Origin of the sequence: Acinetobacter nematophilus, from assembly GCF_026344175.1 — a bacterium.
GTDB classification, from domain to species: domain Bacteria; phylum Pseudomonadota; class Gammaproteobacteria; order Pseudomonadales; family Moraxellaceae; genus Acinetobacter; species Acinetobacter nematophilus.
Map to the genome: position 1 here is coordinate 231,557 of NZ_JAPKMY010000002.1, position 21,702 is coordinate 253,258.

Consider the following 21,702-nt stretch of genomic DNA (forward strand, 5'->3'; position numbering starts at 1 on the left):
TTGCTTTATAATCAAGTTTCTTAACCGCTTTGTTTATAAAATTTGGCTCATGTTAATTCGTAAGTTATTTAAGTTTGAAAATGCACATATTGTGCGTAATTGCACATCAGATCGTTGCAAACGATCTATACATGGGCATAGCTATAAAGTTGAATTATTACTGAAAGCTTCAAAACTTGATCATGGTCAAATGGTATATGATTTTGGATTGCTGAAGGGAATAATCAAAGAAATTTTTGATAGCTTTGACCATGCGATCTGTTTTTGGCAAGAAGATAGTGCTGAGTATATTCAAGCATGTAAAACATTTAGCGCACGTTGGGTGGCATTGCCAGTTTCACCTTCAGCTGAGCAGTTTTCCCGTGTATTTTTCTTTCTTGCGCAACAGGTTCTAAAATCAACCATTACCCAGAATGGTGAAGGTGATGTTGAGGTTTATTCTGTCATCGTGCATGAAACAGATACTGGATATGCACAGAGTTTTCAGGAAGATATTGAAAATGCGCAGATGGGACTGCTCAGTTTGGATAAAATTATTTTTTCTGAACAAGTTCAAGTTGAGTGGACAGACCCTGAAATGTATGAAAAATTGAAACAAGGTGTTCAATTTCAAAACCCTGAAGTGGATTTACAGGTTAAAATATAAATTGCGGTTTCAATCAAGAAATCCATTTAGATATAAATACGTTTTTTAGGAAATTAAAATTTAGGATGAAAGTTGATGCAATTGTCTGAACTCGAACAAACAAAACTAAATCAAGTTCGGTTAGATCAAAGTTGGAAAGAAGGCTTGGCTGATTTCCTTTTAAGTCAGCAAATGGATGATCTGCGTTCTTTTTTAGTGGCTGAAAAAAATGCAAACAAAACTATTTATCCACCAAGCTCTCTCATTTTCAATGCCTTAGACACGACGCCTCTTCCAAATGTGAAAGTGGTAATTCTTGGGCAAGACCCTTATCATGGTCCTGATCAAGCGCATGGATTGAGTTTTTCTGTACAAAAAGGAGTCGCATTGCCTCCGTCTTTACGCAATATTTTTCATGAACTGAATACTGATTTAGGTGTTCCAGTCTCACGACATGGCGACCTGAGTAAATGGGCGCAACAGGGCGTATTGCTGCTTAACAGTGTATTGACCGTAGAGGCAGGGCAGCCAACTTCACATCAGAAGCGTGGCTGGGAAAACTTTACCGATCATGTCATTGATGTACTTAATCAACAACGCGAGCATATTGTGTTTATCCTTTGGGGTGCATATGCTCAAAAAAAAGGACAACGTATCGATCAGAACAAACACCTGGTACTAAAGGCTGCTCATCCATCTCCATTGGCAGCAAATCGTGGTGGTTTTTTTGGTTGTAAGGTTTTCTCTAAAACAAATAATTATCTGAAACAACATGGCATTGAGCCAATTGACTGGCAGCTGGACGCATGACAAATTCTCCCGAAATAAATAACTACCACCCTGATTTAATTATCGATGAAGCACAAAATGGCTGGCGGATTATTCGTTTAAATCGCCCTAAATCGCTTCATGCCCTTGATGAATCCATCGTTGCAGCACTTTTAAAACTGTTTCAAGATTTTCATCATGATGATTCAGTCAAGGCGATTTGGTTGGATTCAACTACACCTAAGGCATTTTGTGCAGGTGGTGACGTGCGTAAGCTTCGTCAGTTAGTGATTAACAACGAGGTTGAAACTGCCAATCAATTTTTTGAAACCGAATATGCTTTAGATTTATTGTTGCATAACTACGCTAAGCCAATAGTCGTGTGGGGCGAAGGGTATGTGATGGGGGGGGGGCTGGGTTTGTTTATGGCTGCACCATTCCGTTTGGTGACTCCTTACTCTCGTTTGGCTATGCCAGAAGTGAATATTGGACTTTATCCGGATGTAGGCGCGACGCGCTTCTTGGCAGATCGTGGTCCAATTGGATTGTTTACGGGTTTAACAGGATCCATCATGACTGCTGCTGGTGGTTATGGAATCGGTTGGGCAACCCATATTTGTGATGCGCAACGTGATGTTGTATTGCAAAAATTGCTTGATATTGATTGGGATCATTATCCTGCGGGTGATTTCCGTGCTTTGGATGACACATTAAATAGTTTACATCGCCCGGTATCACCTGGACCGTTACAAAATTCTTTGGATGTGATTCACAGTGTTTGTCGTGGTGTGAACTTTGAACAGGACTACGAAGCGATCATCGGTTTAAGTGATGCGCGTAGTGACTGGTTGCGTCAGGCCAGTGAGAACTTACAAAAAGGCTCTCCAAGTACGGCTGCAATTACATGGCTATTATGGCAATGGGGACGTCAAGTTCATTCTTGGGCTGAAGTATTTGAATTGGAAAAACAAATTTCTGACTGGAAAATTCGCCACCCGGATTTTGTTGAGGGTGTGCGTGCACGTTTAGTGGACAAAGATTTATCTCCTGAATGGGAGAAGATTGAATCAAGAACATTGAAAGGAATTCTTGGGCATAATCCACCAAAAACGAGCATTGAAAGCTGGAATAGTTTGCTTACTCAGTATGGCATCCTCTAGAGTGCCATGACTCAAGAACTTCAGCAAAATATAGATGAGAAATGGATGCAGCTTGCTTTGGAGCAGGCTGCATTTGCAGCTTCTTTGGGGGAGATCCCAGTCGGTGCCATAGTGGTGAGTCAAGGTCAAGTGATTGGAATGGGATACAATCAACCCATTGCCAGTCACGATCCCACAGCACATGCCGAAATTCAGGCACTAAGAAACGCATGCCAAAAGATTCAAAACTACCGCCTTCCAGAAGATGCTACTTTATATGTTACCCTTGAGCCCTGTACCATGTGTGTGGGTGCATTAATACACTCAAGAGTACATCGGGTCGTATTTGGTGCAGAAGAACCCAAAGCTGGGTCACTGATTAGCAGTCGAAAGCTGTTGGAAACGGGTTATTACAATCATATATTTCAATATGATGGCGGATGTCTGCAGGAACAATGTTCACTTCAACTGTCTGATTTTTTTAAAATGCGTCGTGAACAAAAAAAACAATTAAAGCAACAACAAAAGACCTTAAATGACACATTAAAATGATCTAGAATACTGATGGTTTTAATGACAATTGATATTGTCAAAAATAAATGCAACAAAATATATGACCATCATAGAAGGGTACAATAATGAATTCTATTCAAGTAAAACAAGACTTTGATGCACCAGTCGAGCAAGTTTTTGAGCTGCTGTCAAAACATGCAACCTACAATGTAGCATTTGCACCTGTACAAGTGGTACGTGTAAAAGATGCGGCTGATCCTGAACGTCCAGATGGATTGGGATCTATTCGTCGCATGGGGTTTGGTCCAATTAAACCGATTCAAGAACAAATCACTTTTTTAGATGTCAATAAACGTATTGAATATAAGTTGATTAAAAATCCCTTAATCAAACATCATATTGGGATTATCGAGTTTGAAGCGCTTTCGCCAAATAAAACCCGTGTCAACTATACGATCGAATTACAAGCACGTGCGCCCTTTATCAGTAAATTAATACTTGCACAGCTTAAACTAGCGATTACACTTGGCTTTAAGAAACTTGCAAAGTCTGTAGCTTAATTGGAAATACAATGACAATTCAAATTATCACGATTGATGGGCCGAGTGGTTCTGGAAAAGGAACATTGGCTGCAAAACTCGCAGATCATTATCAATTTCATCTCTTGGATTCAGGTGCGCTTTATCGTCTGCTTGGGTTGTCATTGCATCAAAAAGAATTACTTGATTCACTAGACTCAGCAACTGTCCTTGCACAAAGCGTTACAATTGCAACAAATCTGGATATTGTGTTTAAGACCGCGGATGTTGGTGCAAAAATTTTGCTGGATGGTGAAGATGTCACTCAAACTATTCGTACTGAACGCGTAGGTGAGTTTGCTTCTAAGGTTGCTGCAATTCCTGAACTTAGAGCGGCTTTGGTTGAGCGTCAACATGCATTTGCCAAACAACCAGGTCTGGTGGCAGATGGTCGAGATATGGCAACTTCGATCTTTCCACAAGCGCAGGCTAAAATCTATCTCACCGCATCGGCTGAGTCCCGTGCAGCACGTCGTGTAAAACAGTTGCAGGGAATGGGGCTGGATGTTAAAATAAGCGACATTTTAGCTAATATACAAGCTCGAGATAAGCGAGATATGGAACGCGCAGTCGCTCCACTCAAGCCAGCAGTAGATGCGTATATCATCGATAGTTCAGATTTGAGCATTGATGAAGTGTTTAAACTGATGACTGATTATGTCGATGCCCATTTGGCTAAGTAACGAATATTTTTATTAAATATTAGCAAAAGCATAGCTTGATCAGTTTTATATGGACTATGTAGATGCTTAACTAAACCGGCCTTGTCTGATCCAAGACCGCTGACTTTTCTAGGTATATCATGACCGAATCTTTTGCAGCCCTCTTTGAAGAAAGCGAATCAACTCTTAATATCGACAAAGGTGCCGTTATTAAAGGTATCGTTGTTAGCATCGACTCTGACTGGGTTACTGTTGACACAGGCCTTAAATCTGAAGGTGTTGTTGCACGTTCAGAATTCTTAAACGAACAACGTGAACTTGAAGTTCAAGTTGGTGACGAAGTTGATGTTGTTGTTGAAGCGCTTGACAACGGTATGGGCCAAACAGTTTTATCACGTGAAAAAGCAAAACGTGCTGAAACTTGGACTAAACTTGAAAAAATCTTTGAAGACGGAGAAATCGTTACTGGTGTTATCTCTGGTAAGGTTAAAGGCGGTTTCACTGTTGACATCGGTCCAGTTCGTGCATTCTTACCTGGTTCATTGGTAGACACTCGTCCTATCCGTGACACAACTCACCTTGAAGGTAAAGAGTTAGAATTCAAAGTAATCAAACTTGATGCTAAGCGTAACAACGTTGTTGTATCACGTCGTGCTGTTATGGAAGCTGAATCTTCAGCTGACCGTGAAGCGCTTCTTTCTCAATTGGAAGAAGGTCAAACAGTTACTGGTACAATCAAAAACCTTACTGATTACGGTGCATTCGTTGACCTTGGTGGTATTGACGGTCTTCTACATATCACGGATATGGCTTGGAAACGTATCAAACATCCTTCAGAAGTTGTTGAAGTGGGTCAAGAAGTTACTGTTAAAGTACTTAAATTCGACAAAGAACGTAATCGTGTATCTTTAGGCCTTAAGCAATTAGGCGAAGATCCTTGGTTAGCGATCATGAACCGCTATCCTAAAGGTTCTATCGTTAAAGCACGTGTTACGAACTTAACTGACTACGGTTGCTTCGCTGAAATTGCCGAAGGTGTTGAAGGTTTAGTACACGTTTCTGAAATGGATCACACTAACAAAAACATCCACCCATCTAAAGTTGTTCAGATTGGTGATGAAGTTGATGTTATGGTTCTTGAAGTTGATGAAGAGCGTCGTCGTATTTCATTGGGTATCAAGCAAACTCGTGCGAACCCATGGGAAGAGTTCTCTAAGTCACACGACAAAGGTGAAAAAGTTTCAGGTACGATCAAGTCAATCACTGACTTCGGTATCTTCATCGGTTTACCAGGCGGTATCGATGGTCTAGTTCACTTGTCTGATATTTCTTGGAACGAACAAGGCGAAGATGCGATTCGTCGTTACAAGAAAGGTGATACAGTTGAAGCTGTTATCTTGTCTGTAGATGCAGAAGGTAACCGTATCAGCCTTGGTATCAAGCAAATGAACAGCGATCCGTTCAATGACTTCTTAGCTGCTAACGAACGCGGTGCGTTGGTTAAAGGTACAGTAACTGCAGTTGATGCTAAAGGCGCTACTGTTAAGTTGGCTGATGAAGTTGAAGCTTCTTTGAAAGCATCTGAAATCAACCGTGATCGCGTTGAAGATGCAACTAAATTCCTAGAAGTTGGTCAAGAAGTTGAAGCTAAAATCATCAACGTAGATCGTAAATCACGTTCTATCAACTTGTCGATTAAAGCGAAAGACGAAGCTGAAGAGAAAGAAGCAGTAGCTAACTTGAAAACAGCTGCAAATGGTCAAGACAATGGTCCTAAGACAATTGGTGATTTGATCAAAGCGCAGATGAACCACTAAGTTATTGTTAAGAAGTATTATTTAATGTAATTAATTAATATTTTTTATTCAAATACTGTAAAAGGTAGCGTAGTATATGATGACTGCGCTACCTTTTTGTATTTAAAAAGGATATTATCTAGTGTATGTCAAATAGCATTAAAATTAATGAGGTCTTAAATGACAACTGAAGCACTTAATAAGTCTGACTTAATAGAAAGAATTGCTCTCAAGAACCCACATTTGGCAGAGCCATTGGTTGAAGAAGCAGTAAAAATTATGATTGATCAAATGATTGCATCATTGTCTTCAGATGATCGTATTGAAATTCGTGGTTTTGGTAGCTTTGCACTGCACCATCGCGAGCCACGTGTAGGTCGTAATCCTAAAACAGGTAAATCTGTAGAAGTTGCAGCGAAAGCAGTACCACATTTTAAGCCTGGTAAAGCATTGCGTGATGCAGTAAACGAATCTGCTAACTAATAAAATTCGAATGGGGTGATTATGCGCTATTTCTTAGTTGCATTACTATTGGTAATATTTGGCTATGCTTTAGCATTGGTCCTACAAAATCCTGCTGAACTACCAGTAGACTTATTGTTTACTCAAGTTCCTGCAATGCGTTTAGGACTATTACTATTATTGACTTTATTCCTCGGAATTGTTCTTGGATTGTTGCTTGGTGTGCAGGTTTTCCGTGTATTCCAAAATGCTTGGGAAGTTAAGCGTCTTCGTAAAGATATTGATCATCTCAGAAAGGAACAAATTCAGACTGCGCAATTGGCTGCCGCTGAAGCTGCTGCAAATGCACGTCATGAAAAGACGGTATTAGATATTCAACCAGAAAATAAGAATTCTAATCCTCTTTAATCATTATGCTAAAAAAGCGCTTTTCTTTACAGGTAAAGCGCTTTTTGCTTCTCAAATTAATAATAAATTAAGTTGTTTTTTAATCATATATAATATTCAAATAGGCTTGAGCTCTGACTAAACCTGGGGTAACGTTATTCGCTGTTCTTACGTAATTGGCTTTAATTGTATGTTGAATCAATTGAGAAGTACTGAGATTACCGAATGTCCATTTATTTGTGCTCTTTGATTGGTTTGGATCTAAACTGATTATATTGTTATTTTTGTCACGTAAGCGGATACCCACGCCAGTAGCATATCCACTACCCACTTGATTTTCTAATATATTGGTTGCATTTGATTGGTTCAAGGCATCTGTAGTATATGCTTTAATTTCGCGACCTGCGCCATCATTTAAATTTGCACAATTAATGCTGATGGTTGCAGTATTTCCCGAACTTAATGCTGTTTCATTTCCGACTAAACCTAGATTGCGTACACTAGCATCAGGTAAATTAATTGTATAACTACTTTGGCTTAACGAGCATGTAGATTCAGAGATATTTACGGTCGCATTTAAATATACTGGGATTTGTGTATTTGCGGGGATAAGTGCATTATCACTGACACGTCTTAAGCTGATCGTTGCGATTCGTAGATTGGAAATGTTGATGTTGGTAGGATAAGACGTCATTGAAGATGTTCTTGGTAAAACATACAAAGTGACTCTTAGTTTTACACCGTGAGTATCACCACTATAATTATAAATTGCTAATTCAGTTGTATTTAATGTTTTTAAAGTTGCTGTAGCGGGTGCATCACCCATTTCAACTTTAATTCCTAATGCAGGATATGCAGTTAAGCGAGAAATATTAGCATCATAAGCAGTAACGTTACTGGCAAAAATATTGCCGAGTATGGTTCTATTTACACCTACAGTACATCCAGTGTAGACACGGAAAATATCAAAATTTGCTGAAGCAACTTCACGTGAATAAACGTTAGATTGTACAGATGTTCCTTCATATTTATTGATGTTCATCGTGCTCGCACTCATTGTCGGCATATTATAACCGCTGGTAAAATTGCTCCCTACACTACAATCTGCAAATACAGCTGCACTTGCTGGGAGTGTGCATAGCATCAATAAAAATTTATATTTCAGCATAATATAACTCCGTTGCTTATTTGCAGTTGAGGCTAAAACTTGCAAATGGGATTTGATTTTTACTTTCTTCCAATAGATTTTTTGAAATATCGAACTCACAAGAATCTGTATTGGCCCAATTAACGGTATAGCGTCCAGAACTGATATTTTGCATAAAAATTTGCTGACCTTGTCCTACCGTAGTGACTGTATTGCCTGAAGCATCTTTTACCAATGCTCCCATTGGTATAATGACTTCATTTTCTGATTTGAGTTCAATTAATGCTTTGGTTGTTTTCAATGCTTTAAAATCAACAAAGATACTGGCATTTGATTTTGGCACAACTTGTAATTGTGTTGCATCGACATCTGTATTTAATGGGATTGTATTTGGGTTTAAGTTTATTGAATTATATTGATAAGGATTTAGGTAAGGAATAATGGCATTTCCCCAACGGTCAATTTTGATATTATTCCCACTCGATAAACTCGTACCTTCTAAACCTTTAGCATGGATGATTGCAAAAGTATCATTTAAATCATTGGATAGAGTAATACCATGTTGATGTGCAACAATTGCCCCTTGTGCTTGTAACGAGTATTGTTGTTGCTGATCAAAGTCTGTTGTATATGTAGATGCCAAATAAATCGGATTGGTTCGATAACTCAAGGAACTACTCAACTGATCTCTATCTTGACTATTTGCATAGTTTAAATTATAGCCGAATTGTTGGTTTTCGCCTAAATTTCCAAATATTCCAATTTGATTGGTATTTAAAGCATTATTATCAGGATAAACCTCACTGCTTAAACGTAAATTGCTATTTTTCTTTTTAAATGAAAGTGGAATATTAACATTTACAAAATATTGAGTGTCCTTATCAAAATTATATTTATCATTTTGTGTATGTTGCATACCAATATAATAGCTTATACCTTTATAGCTGTTGCTGTAGCTGACTTGGTAGAATTTTTGCGTGTTCACTTCGTGCCAAAATTTGTATTGCGAAAAATTTGCTGAAATAGCACCGTACTGACGGCCTAGGTTCTGAGTAAGCTGGATATAACTTGATGATTTTGGACGTCCATTCAAAATAATCGCAGAACTGTTGTTTTGTATATAACGATTTTGCATCACCTCATCGAAGGTATAATATTCATCATTACCATAGACAGTACTGTTTAAACTTATATTTGTTTTAGCGTTATTTAACGCGAGGTTATAACGAAGTGTGAGTAGATAACTATCTAAATTTTGATTAAATTGATTAATATTCGCCTTAACAAAGTTGCTTTCTAGAGCAAATCCGCCCAATTGCGTATTTAACGCTGTTCCAAGAATATAGGATTGATAATGATTACTGATCAATGCAGAGCTACTGACGGACATAAGATTATTCAGTCCATAGTCAAATGATGCATTGATCAGCTTTTCGTCATAAGACTTACTGTTCTGACGAAAATTACCTGCTGCGATTTGATAACGATACTGATCTGCACGGATCGATTGAATAAAATTATTATAAGGCAAATCATAACTATGGATTTCGCCATTTGCCTCAATGATATCTACATTTAGTGTGCCACCAGTTCCTGGAGTTTGTAGATCTGTAATATTAAATGCACCTGCAGGAACAGTGCGCTCCATGATAATCTGTTGATTTTGGCGTACACGTACTAAAGCATTACTTTTCGCATAACCTGAAATGGTAGGGGCATAACTTTGTAATGAGATCGGTAGCATTCTGTCATCACTCGCGAGTTGTACACCGCGAATTGCAATACTTGAGTTGCTATTGATTGTTTTAGTATTTGTATAGAAGTCACCAAGGGTAAGTTGGCTTTTTAAAGCAGGCAGTACTCGCATAAGTTTATTTTCATAACTTACATACTCATCGGACTGATTGTTGTTATTTCCAAAACTTGTACTCCCAGAATGACGAAATTGCCAATCACCAATATTGATACCAGAATTAACGTTGAGAAAACTAGAGTCTTGCTTATTGTCTTGACCATAATCAGAATTATAGTAATTGTAGTAGTATTTTAAAAACGCACTATTTCCACCAGTTTCCCACAGTGATGGATCAATATAGCCAGATGGACGTTCATTTAACATAGATTGGGGGCTTGTTACATCAACACGTTGTTCCGCGATATTGAGTTTCCAAAACACGACATGATTCATTAAACGAGTATCGATACAGTCACTGGTTACTTTGTCTAAATCGATAAGTTTATGATTGAAGTCCAACTGTTTCACTGTATTCCGTGGTATACAATAGCGTTGTTTTTCTGGGAATTCTGGATCATCTGATATATGAACAATAGACCGAGTAATGTATCGGTCATTCAAGTAAATATCCAGGATGTAATCATTCGGTGCGACTTTATCGCTTGAAATAAATTGTTCAAGATCAATATTTTTAGAATTTTTCCCGTATAAAAAACTATTATCGAATTGTGGTGATTGCGCTAACACATTTTGATTGCATAGATACAGACTTAGCGCTAAAACACTATATCTAAGTGTGAAATGTTTCAAGCACAATTCTCCCCGAAATTTTAATTAAAATTGCTTCTCAATCGTAGATAAACTGCCATAGTCATCGATTAAGGAAAGTTGTACAGATTTAGCGTCAGCTAGATTTTCGACATCAAATTGTTGTTTTGAAAAAGGCTCGATAAAGCTCAGATTTTTAATTTCACTTAATGCACCATTTTTTAAAATAAGGTGAGATTTAGCAAAATTTAAATAATAAGGAGTAGGGTTGTTGATTTCTAATCGATTGTTTGTACGTTGGGCTTCAATCTTTTGGAATGCTTGTTGCTGCTCAATTTTTAAACCGGTAGGTCGGTAAAAAAGCTTTAAGCGATTGCGAATAGCAAATTGCAAGTAATTTTTACCCTGTTCTGGCTTGGCTGGAACATCAAGTACATTCAGCCAAAATAATGTCTCGCGATCAGAGGCAAGCTTTTGTTTTTGATTGAAAATAATACGCAAAGATTGACCTTTGCTGGCTTCAATTGTAGTAATAGGTGGGGTAACAATAAAAGGCGCTTTAGTTGTGGTTGGGTCTGCAATAATGTCTTTGTCATCGATCCATGATTGTACCAATGCGATTTGTTCACCAACATTGGTTAATTGAACAGAAACAAACTCTTTATCACTAGGGTAAATTACACGTGTACCTGTAATCACAATACCTGCCTGAGCAGATGTGACCATAGCACTGAGTGTTAACAACGCAGAAATAAAAAATTGCTTATTCATCGAGAGACCTACTGAGAGATGCAAGTCTGGTTAGTATGTATTGATTAACGCAGACTTGTTTGAAAACTTACAGACCCAAATGATTAATTATGGATATACAACATAGTAAGTTGCAGTTGTGCTTACATCACCGGCAGTAGTTGCACCAGTCGCATAGTAACGCGCATAAAAATCAAGGTTTGCTGAACCATTTGCAGTTGCAACATTTGAAGTTACGATATTTTGCCCAGTACGGTCTTTAGTTAAGTCAATAACTGCTTTTGCAGAGTTTAATAATTGAATATTGACGTTAGTAGCACCGCCAGTCGTTACCGTATTGTTCAAACGACCTGCTGTATTGATATTTGCATTTGTGTTGTCATAGTAAACACCGACATTGCCTACAGGGCAAGCAGTTAAATTAATTGTAAATTTAGTGTCACCATTTGTCGTTGCAGCCGTTGCTAAACTTGATTTCGCAACAGTTGGTAAAACTACAGTATAGTTACCGGCAGTACCGCCAACTGTACAAGTTTGATCTACAATTTTACCTGTAACTGTAACAGTACCATCTGGAGCTGCAAAAACTGTTGATGATGCTAAACCTAAGCCAATGATTGCTAAGCCTAATTGAACTTTTTTCATAGAATTTCTCTCAGTAACACGTTGATTTTCCCTTTAATGTTCATTCTAATAAAGGGGAGTGTTTAGGAACTAAACAATTAAGGTCACTATAGATTTTTTGCAAAAAAAAACAACAAAAAAGTGATAAATATCACGTTTATTTTATTGGATATTTATTGTTTTACATATTTATTTAATAGTATGATTTTTTATTTATTTAAATACAACATCATATATATAAATCACTCTTTTTTTATAATATGAATCTTGATTATAGTTATTTATAATAAAGTGACAAAAAGTGTCATTTTAAACAAATTATTTTACCCATACAGTGTTTAAATTTGATAATTTGGTTTGATAGAATTTATTAAGTAAATTTTAAATATTTGATTATTAATATTAATGAATAAGTTTTTTATTCTGTTTTATTTGTATTTTTGTTGGAAAATTTAAATTAGTGATTATTGTTTAGTATTTATAATTAATTTGTGAAGTATTTATTTGATATGAAGGGGCTTTAAGCCTCTAATTTTTTATTAATATAAGAGAATTTGGAAATATTTTTATCTTAAAAATTTAATTTCCAAATTTTAGTGGAAAACTGTAAGAATAATTTATTAGATATTAACAGTAAAATTGAGCTAACGGATAAGTCAATAACAATTCTAATGCGCTTTAAATCATTATGCTAAAAAGCGCTTTTTGTTTGGGTTATTGATTTCATTGATCTCAATTAAAATTGCACGATATGATCAATCGAAATAAAGTTGTGATCAGTGTTGCAATTAAAATAATGGTGATCAATGAATAATTTTTCCATATCAAATATAAGGCAACCAATACACCACAGATTCTTGCAAAGTCAGCCCATCCATTTGCTTCAAAAAAAGTGCTCAAAATAGCAATAGAAAAAAGTAATGTTGTTGCTGCATCATTAAATAGCTGTTCTTGTTGTTTGCTGATGGAAAAATATTGATTAAATACAAATCCCGAATATCGAATGAGATAGGTACCTATTGCAAGAAGTAGAATTCCTGTAAAAATAATCATCTGTTGATTCATGTTATTTTTTTCCCGCAATGAGACCAAACAATGACATGAGTATTGGGATCCCAGTTGGTAAAAATGGGACTGTTGCTAGGCTAATCATTGCCCCTGTAATTGCAGATTTTCGGGTTGATTTTCGTTTTAATGCTTTAAACGTAAGTGCAAAAAGAACCACTGGAAAAATGGTATCAATACCCAGTAGCTTTGCATAAGCTAAATGGCTTCCAATAAAATAACCTGTCAAAACACCAATTGGCCAAGCAAATAAAATACCAACTCCACATAACCAATAGGCACTACGTTTTAGCTCACGGGTAGGTTGAGTGAGTCCAAATAGCACGCTTTCGTCATTCATAATGTGTGTGGCAAAGTATTTAAATTTATTATTTTCAATAAAATCGTGAATGGCCAAGCCAAAAGGAAGATGGCGTAAATTAATTAATAACCCTGCAATTGCAGCAGTAATGGGACTGCTTCCAGACGCAATCATTCCAATAAAAGTAAATTCTGCTGCGCCTGCCAGTACACAAGTGGATAGCAACAACGGTATCCAAATAGGTAGCTGATAGCTTATGGCAAGTGAACCAAGTGAAATACCAATCATAGAGGTTGCTATGCAGATGATTACAATAGACTTTACGATGGGCTTGGGTAAATTTTTAATTTCTTTATACTTCATCTGAATTGGCCTTGATTTAGAGTATAAAACTGTTCGATATGGCGAACGCTCATTTGTTATAATAGTGATATTGTTTTTGTTCGTCAAATCGAACGATCGTATTTTTTGAGGTGAAAATGTCTATCCCAATCGAAATCATTGCAAAAAACTTGCACACAGAAAGAACCAACGTTGGATTATCATTGGGTGAAGTTGCTAGGCGTGCTGGCGTTGCAAAGTCAACACTTTCTCAACTTGAGTCTGGGCAAGGTAATCCTAGCCTAGAGACCCTATGGGCATTATGTGTAGCGTTAAATATCCCTTTTGCTAAATTAGTCGAGGCACACACACAATCATCACACATTATTCGTTATGGTGATGGTGCATCAGTAACATCTGAAATATCAAATTATCAAGCAGTTTTGTTGGCAACTTGCCCACCGAATGCAAGGCGAGATGTGTATATTTTAACCACTCAACCTGGTGAGCCACGTTGTAGCCAACCGCACCCTGTTGGAAGTGTTGAACATATTATTATTATGCAAGGATCGGCCAAAGTGGGCTTAATCGATGCCAGTGAAGTCCTCAATGCCGGAGATTATATGTCTTATCCTGCAGATCAAGAACACATCTTTGAAGCACTAGAGCAAGATACACGCGCAATTTTAATTTCTGAACAGAGATAGAGATATTTTGCCATGTTAGATTGAGTTTTTTGCTGATGTTGGTTTTCTGCTTTTGTTAATCACTTTATAATGTGCCAAATTTTATGTGATGGAATGAAGATCTGTGAGTATTATTGTCGCCCTAGATGCAAAAAGCCAATATGACGCCCTAACAATTGCCGATCAGTTGGATCCATCACTATGTCGCTTAAAAGTAGGCAAAGAATTATTTACTCATGAAGGTCCAAGTGTTGTAAAAGCATTGCATGATCATGGCTTTGAAGTTTTTTTAGATTTAAAATTTCATGATATTCCAAACACGACTGCGCAGGCAGTATGTGCCGCGGCTGACTTAGGGGTATGGATGGTCAATGTACATGCTTCTGGTGGTCGCAAGATGATGGAAACTTGTGTAGAACGTTTAAAAGTGGGTAATTATTCTACACAGCTGATAGCTGTAACCGTTTTGACCTCAATGGGACGTGAAGATCTGCGGGATATTGGTTTGGATATTGAGCCTTTTGAACAGGTGAAACGTCTTGCTAAACTTACTCAAGATAGTGGTTTGGATGGTGTAGTGTGTTCTGCACAAGAAGCAAAAATGTTGCGTCAAGATTTAGGTGCAGAATTTGCTCTCGTTACACCAGGCATCCGCCCGGCAGGTACAAATGCAGATGATCAAAAAAGAATTGTCACACCGAAGCAAGCCATGTTGGATGGTTCAACACATTTAGTGATTGGTCGACCAATTACTCAGTCAGAGAATCCGAGTCAAATGCTCAAAGATATTTTAGCGACATTATAATTTAGTAGCAGGCTAAAAAATAAACCCTCTTTTCTTAATCAGGAACAGAGGGTTTATTTTTTAACAGGAATAAAAATCTATTTATAGAATAATTCATATACATTTAAAGTGCTGCCAATACACTCACCGCTATGGGTGCAAGTACAGAAAGGATAAAGCCACTGACCATGGCATGCGGAATAAACTCATTTCCACAGGCTTGTTTGACCATGGGTAAAGTGACATCCATGGCTGTGGCGCCCGCCGATGAAATTGCTGAACGAGGGTAGCGCCAACCGATGAGGTACATCAATAAAATCGAAAAAATTTCTCTAAATAAATCATTCATTAAGGCAATACTACCTAAGTGTGCATTTTTCAATTCAGTGACTACAATCCCAGTCATAGAATAAAATCCATAACCTTGTGATAACATAATCAGATCTCGCATGCTGATATCGTTGACCAAGAAAAAAGCTGCAAAGGCTCCTAATAACGAACCGATCACACAAGCCAATGGAACAAGCATGATTTTCCAGTTTAACCATGAACGATCCAGTGGCGAATAAGCCAAATCTAAGCCAATCAATAGCATATAGACCAAAAGTAAGTTCCATGTGCTGATATGTAAAGGGAAGGCAGCATAGTGTGCAAACTCTGCCACAGCATAACCCACCGCCAAAGCAATAAATGCATAGCTAATATTCAATAAAGAACCGAGCAGTAATTCTGCAGAAACTTTACCTTGAGCAGGTTTAAATCCAATGGCTTTAAACACAAGATAGCAGCAAACAAATGCTCCCAGGGAAGTAGTCAATGCAATGGTTGCAGCATTGGTGAGAATCTGCGTAGGACTGGCAATATGATGAATGGTTTGAGAAAATTCAATTGCAATCGCAATCAACAAAATATAAGTAAAATAAGGCAATATCTTGAATGCGATTTTTTCGATAACTTGAGGAATTCTTCGAGCGAGAATAAATCCAAAAAATAAGCAAAATAAGAGTTGGAAAATTAACCAAAGCGATTGCATAAAAATAGATAGGTAGTGAGAACCTATCTATTATAACGGAGCTTTTAAAAGCTGTTTGCAATATTGTGATCAGATCATAAAAAATTATGCAGCTTGAGGTTTGGCCTGAACCTTTTGTTGTTTGCCCAACAACCTAAAATTACCTGGGTTGACCTTGCGTGTTTCTAACCAAAACTTCCAAGTATATGTCGGCCAAAGTGCAAAGTTTTTACCGCCATCCTGTTGATACCAACTGACACAGCCGGATTGCCAAACCGTACCTTTGAGTTGCTTTTGTACTTTGTCATTAAATCGATCTTGAATTTCTGCTTTAACAACAATCGCTTGCGTTTGGGTTTTTTGTACCATCTGAATCAATTGTAAAATATAATTGACCTGAGACTCGATCATGAAAATAACAGAATTATGTCCTAATACAGTATTTGGTCCAAGTAATTGGAATAAGTTTGGAAAGCCTTTGGTAATGACGCCATAATAGCTTTCTGCACCGTCTTTCCAGGCTTCTTTTAACTCAAGGCCATTTTCCCCAAAGCAATCAAAAGATTTTAAATAAATACGAGGATCGGTAATAAAACCAGTACCATAGATTAAACAATCAATTTGGCGTACTTTACCATCTTTAGTGATGATGCTGTCTTCCGTTATTTCTTGAATAGCATCAGTAATCAGTTCGACATTGTCACGATTGAAAGTTGGAAAATATTTATTTGAAATCAAAATCCGTTTACAGCCCATAACATAATCAGGAATGAGTTTTTTCGCTGTTTGTTGATCTTTGACTTGGAATTTAATGAAGGCTTCAGCAAGTTTTTGCCCGTATTTCATGATTTGTGGTTTAACAATTGGGACCACACGCGACTCATTCGACCAATATAAACGGGCACGATGTAGTTTTCTAAACCATTCAAAGCGCTGAAATAGCTTTTTATCAAGCGTATTGTAGGCACGCTCATCACGTGGAATTATCCAAGCAGGTGTTCGTTGTAATACGTAGAGATTTTTGACTTTGGCAGCGATTTCAGGAATGTACTGAATTGCACTTCCTCCAGTTCCAATAGAGGCAACATTCTTTTGATTCAGATTATATTTATGGTTCCATTGAGAGGAGTGAAACACTTCACCTTTAAATTTTTCAATGCCTTTAATAAGTGGAATTTGCGGAACATGCAGAGGACCCGATGCAAAAATAACAAATTGTGCATCAATTTGCTGACCTTTTTTTAATGCTAAATGCCAATTAAACTGATCTTCGTCATATTGTGCAGAAATCACTTCTTGATTAAATTGAATATATTTTTTTAAATCATATTCTTGAATCAAATCTTGGATATAATCAAAAATCTCAGGTGCTTCCGCATAACGTTTTGACCAATCTGTTTTAGGGGCGAATGAAAGTGAGTACATGTGCGATTGAACATCACAAGCAGCACCAGGGTACTGGTTTTCACGCCAAGTACCGCCCGCATCATTGGCTTTTTCAAGGATAATGAAGTCATGGATATTGGCTTGTATTAAGCGGATCGCCATGGCTAATCCCCCAAAACCTGCTCCAATAATTGCAACTTGTGTTGATTGCGCTTTTGCTTTAACCGCAGATGTTGTACTCATTTTTCTTTACTCTGAGTTTTCCAGTTTTGCATAGAATATCGGAACTGTTGGATCTGAAATATGATTGCAATGACATAAAAATTGATATATTCGGCAATTCCCAAAATCTTGGCTTTGTAGTAAAAAGTTTGGGTGAAAATGAAATGATGATGAAATGAAGCGATCGATTCTCGGTTTAATGTATTTAATTCATGGTATGCGTAATGCGGGAATTGATGTGGACTCTCGACTTGCAAGTGTCGGGATTAAAGCTGATGCGCTTGATCCGAGTTCAATTATTCATCCCAGTTTAGAGTGGGATATCCAGAAAATTATTGGTCAGGGTGTGCAACCTGAAACAGGATTATTCATTGGTCAACACTATTCGCTTGCAGGATATGGTCCCTTATTGATGTTATTGGTGACTTGCAATAATGTCGGTGATGCAATTCAAAATGGGATTCATTATCAAGGTTTGACCTATCTGTATGGAGTACTTGGGCTTGAAAAAGGTGATCATCAAATTGCACTGACTTATCAACCAGTGGATTTGGAAACCGAAATGGGTTTACTTCGGGCACAATGTGAAATTTCAGGCACTTATAAATTTCTCGACGATATTTATAAAATGATGGGATTGACTGCACCAAGTGTCAGAATTGAATTGCCATTTGAACAACCTCAAGACCCGGTTATTTTAAAACAATACCATGATTATTATGGTTCAGATTTACATTTTAATTGTAATAAAGCTGCATTTTGGATTAATGAAGATGTGATGCAATTGCCCATACCTTCTGCTGATCCCATTACCCATCGGGTTTATGAGGCAAAATGTATTGCTGAAATTGAACGTTTAAATGCTGAAGAGCAGAAAGTGGCGCCGCTGATTCAACGGGTGAATGATTATTTGGAATTACAACAAGGTGTTATTCCATCAATGGCTGAGGTTGCACAGGCCTTAAATGTTCCTGAGCGTACTTTGCGTCATCAGTTGCAACAATTGAATACGAGCTATAAACAGATTCGAGAGCAGCTCATTAAACATAAAGCTTTACGTTTGATTGAATATAAAGAGTATTCGATTGAAGTGATTGCCGAATTGTTGGGCTATTCAGAACCTGCAGCATTTAATCATGCCTTTAAGCGTTGGTTTGGACAAAGCCCTCGACAGTACGGTAAATAAACAGGTGGTGTTAAAAATGGAATACAGTAAAGAAATTATGCCAAAGTTTTATTTATCAAAAATAAATCTTCGCTATACTTCCTTCAGCCTTTAAAAGTAACAATACGATATGTTATTAGATCAGAATAGAACTTCCTCAACAGCATTTACTCCCGTTTCACCTGCTGAGCGTTATGCAAAAGCATTATCCTCTGGGCAATTTTTACCCGATGATGCTCAGGCACAAGCAGTACATGAGCTGGAACGTGTATGGCAAGAGCTGATTAATCGTTATAAAGCTTCAAAAAAGGCTTTCCGTCGTTTCCGTCGTCAAACAGCGCCCAAAGGTGTCTACATGTGGGGCGGGGTAGGACGTGGAAAAACATGGTTAATGGACCAATTTTACGATTCCATTCCATTTCGTCGAAAAACACGGATGCATTTTCATCACTTTATGCAATTTGTTCATAAAGAACTCAATAAATTATCTGGTCAGCGTAATCCTTTGGATATGGTGGCGGATCAGATTTACAAAGAAGCTGTTGTCATCTGCTTTGATGAATTCTTTGTATCCAATGTAACTGATGCGATGATTCTGAGTGACTTGTTTCAGAAGTTATTTACTCGCGGCATTACTTTGGTGGCGACATCAAATATTGCGCCAGATGGCTTATACAAAAATGGTATCCACCGCGATCGTTTTATTCCAACCATTGAAATGGTAAAAACCCATTGTGTGGTTTTAAATGTCGATGCGGGTGTGGATTATCGTTTACGCGTATTGAAGCAGGCCCAATTATTCAAAGCACCGCTTAGCGATGATAATAAAGTTTGGATGGCAAAGCGATTTAGTGCTTTAACCGCTTCACAGACAGTGTCGGAAGAACCGATCACCATCAACAATCGTATTGTTGAAACTCTGGGGCATACTGAGGATGTATTATGGTGTGATTTCCGGGAACTCTGTATGAAGCCGCGAAGTCCATCAGATTTTATTGAAATTGCAAATATTTATAATACTGTGCTTGTGAGTAATGTCCCACATTTGACTGATTTGCTTTCAGAAGGAACACGTCGTTTTATTTATCTGGTCGATGAGTTTTATGATCGTGGGGTAAAATTATTGTTGACTTCTGAAGATTCAATTATTGAAATTTATCAAGGGGAAAAACTTGCCTTTGAAATTGAACGTACCCGTTCACGTTTATTAGAAATGCAATCTGATGAATATTTACAGTCAGAGCATCGTCTGATTCAAGGAAACAGTGAACTAGAAGTTGAATAATTCATGCAAAGAGATAGAAAAGCGATCTTAGTCAAATAAGATCGCTTTTTTACTGCTATCAGTACAACTTATTTAAATAGAAACAACACACTTAACATTGTTTTGGCAAAATAAGTTGATGGCGATGTATTGAATGATCTTTAAGCATTTGTGTACCAAGACACAAGTTAACCCACTTGAATTTCTGTAGTGGGATGGCGCACGCGACTTTTATTTGGTGTTGCAATCAGATAAGCCAATGTAAGTGGACCAAGACGTCCAGCAAACATGAGACAGATCAAGGCAATTTGACTGCCTGCATGCAGGTTTTCTGTTATTCCTCGCGATAAACCAACAGTACATGCTGCGGAAACGGCTTCAAATAATAAATCTAAAAACTTTTTATCGGGTTCAAGAATCAATAAGGTAAAAAAACCAATCAAAATCAGAAGAGATGTGATTGCAATGACTGCCAGTGCTTTAAATGTGGCTTGATGAGAAACGGAATGACCAAATACGGTAATCTCATCTGAACGTTTTAAAAAAGTGATGACACTCAAGATCATAATGATAAATGTACCCACTTTAATCCCCCCAGCTGTACTGAGCGATCCCCCCCCAATAAACATTAAAACCATGGTAATTAAGGTGGAGGCATTGGTCATACTGCTGACTTCCAGACTGTTAAAGCCAGATGAACGGGGAACGGTTGCATGAAACCATGCATTGAGTGCCTGATCACCGAATGTCATAGGTGCCAATGTGAGTGGATTAGATGCTTCAATCGCCCAAATCACGATAAATGCAAACAGATTGAGTCCAGCAATGGTAGATAGAATTAATTTGCTGTTGGTTGAAAGCTTCTTCCAGCGTTTAGCTTTCTTGATGTCCATCAACACAACAAAACCGATACCCCCAATGATATACAGCATACTGATGGTAAAAGTCACCATATACTGATCTGAGAAACTCATTAAACTGTTGGGGAATAGCGAGAATCCACCATTGTTAAAAGCAGAAATACTGTAAAATAGGGCATAGAAGAAAGCATGTTCTAGATCATAATGATGTGACCATGCCATGGTTAAAATACCTGTGCCAATCGCTTCAAAAAATAAGGAATAGAGAAAAACACCTTTAACTGTAAAAGTTGCCCTCGCTAAACTGGTTTGCCCAATGGTTTCTTGTGCCATGATTTGCTGTTTTAGCCCAACTTTGGATGATAGGCTCAGTGCAGCAAGAATCGCAAAAGTCATAAATCCCAAACCGCCACATTGAATCAAGATCATGACCACAACCTGACCGAATGTAGTCAGTGATTCACCGATATTGACAACAGAAAGCCCTGTAATCGTTACTGCAGATGTCGCCGTAAAGAGAGCATCAACCCAAGTCAAATCACCTTGATGAGCAAAAGGGAGTTTCAGCAATACTGTTCCAATAATAATGAAGCTCAAAAAACCTAAAGCAAGTAAACTTGGCGGGCTGAGATTAATACTATTATGTTGCTTGTTGATCAGTTCTTTTTTAGATAGACGCATG

22 protein-coding genes are annotated in these 21,702 nt (G+C 37.6%); 13 read left to right on the plus strand and 9 right to left on the minus strand.

All coding sequences use genetic code 11. From position 1 onward, the window contains the following. Positions 1-49: 49 nt before the first annotated feature. From OSH00_RS04795 to OSH00_RS04835, 9 genes are all read left to right on the plus strand, one after another. The gene (locus OSH00_RS04795; RefSeq protein WP_266129479.1) at positions 50-646 is read left to right on the plus strand and encodes a 6-pyruvoyl trahydropterin synthase family protein; all 597 of its coding nucleotides are present in this window, start codon (positions 50-52) and stop codon (positions 644-646) included. A gap of 75 nt (positions 647-721) precedes the next feature. Further along, positions 722-1,435, plus strand: a complete 714-nt coding sequence (ung, locus tag OSH00_RS04800; RefSeq protein WP_266129480.1) for a uracil-DNA glycosylase — start codon at positions 722-724, stop codon at positions 1,433-1,435. Beyond that, positions 1,432-2,553 (plus strand): enoyl-CoA hydratase/isomerase family protein, encoded by a 1,122-nt coding sequence (locus tag OSH00_RS04805; RefSeq protein ID WP_196074916.1) that lies wholly within the window; start codon positions 1,432-1,434, stop codon positions 2,551-2,553. The genes ung and OSH00_RS04805 overlap by 4 nt, the downstream gene beginning before the upstream one ends. Positions 2,554-2,559: 6 nt before the next feature. Next, positions 2,560-3,084 (plus strand): tRNA adenosine(34) deaminase TadA, encoded by a 525-nt coding sequence (gene tadA, locus OSH00_RS04810; protein ID WP_266129481.1) that lies wholly within the window; start codon positions 2,560-2,562, stop codon positions 3,082-3,084. A gap of 86 nt (positions 3,085-3,170) precedes the next feature. Continuing rightward, the gene (locus OSH00_RS04815) at positions 3,171-3,605 is read left to right on the plus strand and encodes an SRPBCC family protein (protein WP_196074918.1); all 435 of its coding nucleotides are present in this window, start codon (positions 3,171-3,173) and stop codon (positions 3,603-3,605) included. Between the two features lie 11 nt (positions 3,606-3,616). After that, entirely contained in the window at positions 3,617-4,306 is a 690-nt protein-coding gene (gene cmk, locus OSH00_RS04820) for a (d)CMP kinase (RefSeq protein ID WP_266129482.1), read from the plus strand. Between the two features lie 119 nt (positions 4,307-4,425). Beyond that, positions 4,426-6,102, plus strand: a complete 1,677-nt coding sequence (gene rpsA, locus OSH00_RS04825; RefSeq protein ID WP_004830978.1) for a 30S ribosomal protein S1 — start codon at positions 4,426-4,428, stop codon at positions 6,100-6,102. A gap of 159 nt (positions 6,103-6,261) precedes the next feature. Then, the gene (locus OSH00_RS04830) at positions 6,262-6,564 is read left to right on the plus strand and encodes an integration host factor subunit beta (protein WP_004720793.1); all 303 of its coding nucleotides are present in this window, start codon (positions 6,262-6,264) and stop codon (positions 6,562-6,564) included. Positions 6,565-6,585: 21 nt separating this feature from the next. Next, on the plus strand, positions 6,586-6,951 hold the full coding sequence (locus OSH00_RS04835) for a lipopolysaccharide assembly protein LapA domain-containing protein (protein WP_196074920.1): 366 nt from the start codon (positions 6,586-6,588) through the stop codon (positions 6,949-6,951). Between the two features lie 79 nt (positions 6,952-7,030). Here the strand turns inward: OSH00_RS04835 and OSH00_RS04840 are convergent, their stop codons facing one another. The 6 genes from OSH00_RS04840 to OSH00_RS04865 all read right to left on the minus strand — a co-directional run bounded on the left by OSH00_RS04840 (position 7,031) and on the right by OSH00_RS04865 (position 13,683). Further along, a complete protein-coding gene (locus tag OSH00_RS04840; protein ID WP_266129483.1) occupies positions 7,031-8,098 on the minus strand; it encodes a fimbrial protein in 1,068 nt (355 codons plus the stop codon). A 16-nt stretch (positions 8,099-8,114) separates the two neighbouring features. Next, complete coding sequence (locus OSH00_RS04845) at positions 8,115-10,622, minus strand: fimbria/pilus outer membrane usher protein (RefSeq protein WP_266129484.1); 2,508 nt, start codon at positions 10,620-10,622, stop codon at positions 8,115-8,117. Positions 10,623-10,646: 24 nt separating this feature from the next. Further along, entirely contained in the window at positions 10,647-11,351 is a 705-nt protein-coding gene (locus OSH00_RS04850) for a fimbrial biogenesis chaperone (protein ID WP_266129485.1), read from the minus strand. A gap of 87 nt (positions 11,352-11,438) precedes the next feature. Continuing rightward, complete coding sequence (locus OSH00_RS04855; protein ID WP_266129486.1) at positions 11,439-11,975, minus strand: fimbrial protein; 537 nt, start codon at positions 11,973-11,975, stop codon at positions 11,439-11,441. A 711-nt stretch (positions 11,976-12,686) separates the two neighbouring features. After that, positions 12,687-13,019: an AzlD domain-containing protein gene (locus tag OSH00_RS04860; protein WP_266129487.1), complete on the minus strand. Its 333-nt coding sequence runs from the start codon at positions 13,017-13,019 to the stop codon at positions 12,687-12,689. A 1-nt stretch (position 13,020) separates the two neighbouring features. Continuing rightward, on the minus strand, positions 13,021-13,683 hold the full coding sequence (locus OSH00_RS04865; RefSeq protein WP_266129488.1) for an AzlC family ABC transporter permease: 663 nt from the start codon (positions 13,681-13,683) through the stop codon (positions 13,021-13,023). 116 nt (positions 13,684-13,799) lie between these two features. On the opposite strand from OSH00_RS04865, the gene OSH00_RS04870 reads away from it, so the two are divergent. Next, complete coding sequence (locus OSH00_RS04870; RefSeq protein ID WP_266129489.1) at positions 13,800-14,348, plus strand: helix-turn-helix domain-containing protein; 549 nt, start codon at positions 13,800-13,802, stop codon at positions 14,346-14,348. A gap of 103 nt (positions 14,349-14,451) precedes the next feature. Then, on the plus strand, positions 14,452-15,132 hold the full coding sequence (gene pyrF / locus OSH00_RS04875; protein WP_266129490.1) for an orotidine-5'-phosphate decarboxylase: 681 nt from the start codon (positions 14,452-14,454) through the stop codon (positions 15,130-15,132). A gap of 103 nt (positions 15,133-15,235) precedes the next feature. On the opposite strand, the gene OSH00_RS04880 is transcribed toward pyrF, so the two are convergent. Further along, on the minus strand, positions 15,236-16,144 hold the full coding sequence (locus tag OSH00_RS04880) for a LysO family transporter (protein ID WP_266129491.1): 909 nt from the start codon (positions 16,142-16,144) through the stop codon (positions 15,236-15,238). A gap of 84 nt (positions 16,145-16,228) precedes the next feature. Next, positions 16,229-17,752, minus strand: a complete 1,524-nt coding sequence (locus tag OSH00_RS04885) for a flavin-containing monooxygenase (RefSeq protein ID WP_266129492.1) — start codon at positions 17,750-17,752, stop codon at positions 16,229-16,231. A gap of 154 nt (positions 17,753-17,906) precedes the next feature. On the opposite strand from OSH00_RS04885, the gene OSH00_RS04890 reads away from it, so the two are divergent. Together OSH00_RS04890 and zapE are read left to right on the plus strand one after the other, a co-directional pair. After that, positions 17,907-18,917 (plus strand): helix-turn-helix domain-containing protein, encoded by a 1,011-nt coding sequence (locus tag OSH00_RS04890; protein WP_266129493.1) that lies wholly within the window; start codon positions 17,907-17,909, stop codon positions 18,915-18,917. 109 nt (positions 18,918-19,026) lie between these two features. Then, on the plus strand, positions 19,027-20,181 hold the full coding sequence (gene zapE / locus OSH00_RS04895) for a cell division protein ZapE (protein ID WP_266129494.1): 1,155 nt from the start codon (positions 19,027-19,029) through the stop codon (positions 20,179-20,181). Between the two features lie 167 nt (positions 20,182-20,348). Here the strand turns inward: zapE and OSH00_RS04900 are convergent, their stop codons facing one another. Next, positions 20,349-21,701 (minus strand): TrkH family potassium uptake protein, encoded by a 1,353-nt coding sequence (locus OSH00_RS04900; protein ID WP_266129495.1) that lies wholly within the window; start codon positions 21,699-21,701, stop codon positions 20,349-20,351. Position 21,702 lies beyond the last annotated feature (1 nt).

Bases quoted from the DNA above. Each gene is read 5' to 3' on its own strand.
- OSH00_RS04830 (WP_004720793.1), top strand. From the start codon at position 6,262: ATGACAACTGAAGCACTTAATAAGTCTGACTTAATAGAAAGAATTGCT.
- OSH00_RS04855 (WP_266129486.1), bottom strand. From the start codon at position 11,975: ATGAAAAAAGTTCAATTAGGCTTAGCAATCATTGGCTTAGGTTTAGCA.
- OSH00_RS04885 (WP_266129492.1), bottom strand. From the start codon at position 17,752: ATGAGTACAACATCTGCGGTTAAAGCAAAAGCGCAATCAACACAAGTT.
- OSH00_RS04870 (WP_266129489.1), top strand. From the start codon at position 13,800: ATGTCTATCCCAATCGAAATCATTGCAAAAAACTTGCACACAGAAAGA.
- OSH00_RS04865 (WP_266129488.1), bottom strand. From the start codon at position 13,683: ATGAAGTATAAAGAAATTAAAAATTTACCCAAGCCCATCGTAAAGTCT.
- OSH00_RS04795 (WP_266129479.1), top strand. From the start codon at position 50: ATGTTAATTCGTAAGTTATTTAAGTTTGAAAATGCACATATTGTGCGT.
- OSH00_RS04815 (WP_196074918.1), top strand. From the start codon at position 3,171: ATGAATTCTATTCAAGTAAAACAAGACTTTGATGCACCAGTCGAGCAA.
- ung (WP_266129480.1), top strand. From the start codon at position 722: ATGCAATTGTCTGAACTCGAACAAACAAAACTAAATCAAGTTCGGTTA.
- OSH00_RS04805 (WP_196074916.1), top strand. From the start codon at position 1,432: ATGACAAATTCTCCCGAAATAAATAACTACCACCCTGATTTAATTATC.
- OSH00_RS04835 (WP_196074920.1), top strand. From the start codon at position 6,586: ATGCGCTATTTCTTAGTTGCATTACTATTGGTAATATTTGGCTATGCT.
- OSH00_RS04880 (WP_266129491.1), bottom strand. From the start codon at position 16,144: ATGCAATCGCTTTGGTTAATTTTCCAACTCTTATTTTGCTTATTTTTT.
- OSH00_RS04890 (WP_266129493.1), top strand. From the start codon at position 17,907: ATGAAGCGATCGATTCTCGGTTTAATGTATTTAATTCATGGTATGCGT.
- zapE (WP_266129494.1), top strand. From the start codon at position 19,027: ATGTTATTAGATCAGAATAGAACTTCCTCAACAGCATTTACTCCCGTT.
- OSH00_RS04900 (WP_266129495.1), bottom strand. From the start codon at position 21,701: ATGCGTCTATCTAAAAAAGAACTGATCAACAAGCAACATAATAGTATT.
- OSH00_RS04840 (WP_266129483.1), bottom strand. From the start codon at position 8,098: ATGCTGAAATATAAATTTTTATTGATGCTATGCACACTCCCAGCAAGT.
- tadA (WP_266129481.1), top strand. From the start codon at position 2,560: ATGACTCAAGAACTTCAGCAAAATATAGATGAGAAATGGATGCAGCTT.
- OSH00_RS04860 (WP_266129487.1), bottom strand. From the start codon at position 13,019: ATGAATCAACAGATGATTATTTTTACAGGAATTCTACTTCTTGCAATA.
- OSH00_RS04850 (WP_266129485.1), bottom strand. From the start codon at position 11,351: ATGAATAAGCAATTTTTTATTTCTGCGTTGTTAACACTCAGTGCTATG.
- rpsA (WP_004830978.1), top strand. From the start codon at position 4,426: ATGACCGAATCTTTTGCAGCCCTCTTTGAAGAAAGCGAATCAACTCTT.
- cmk (WP_266129482.1), top strand. From the start codon at position 3,617: ATGACAATTCAAATTATCACGATTGATGGGCCGAGTGGTTCTGGAAAA.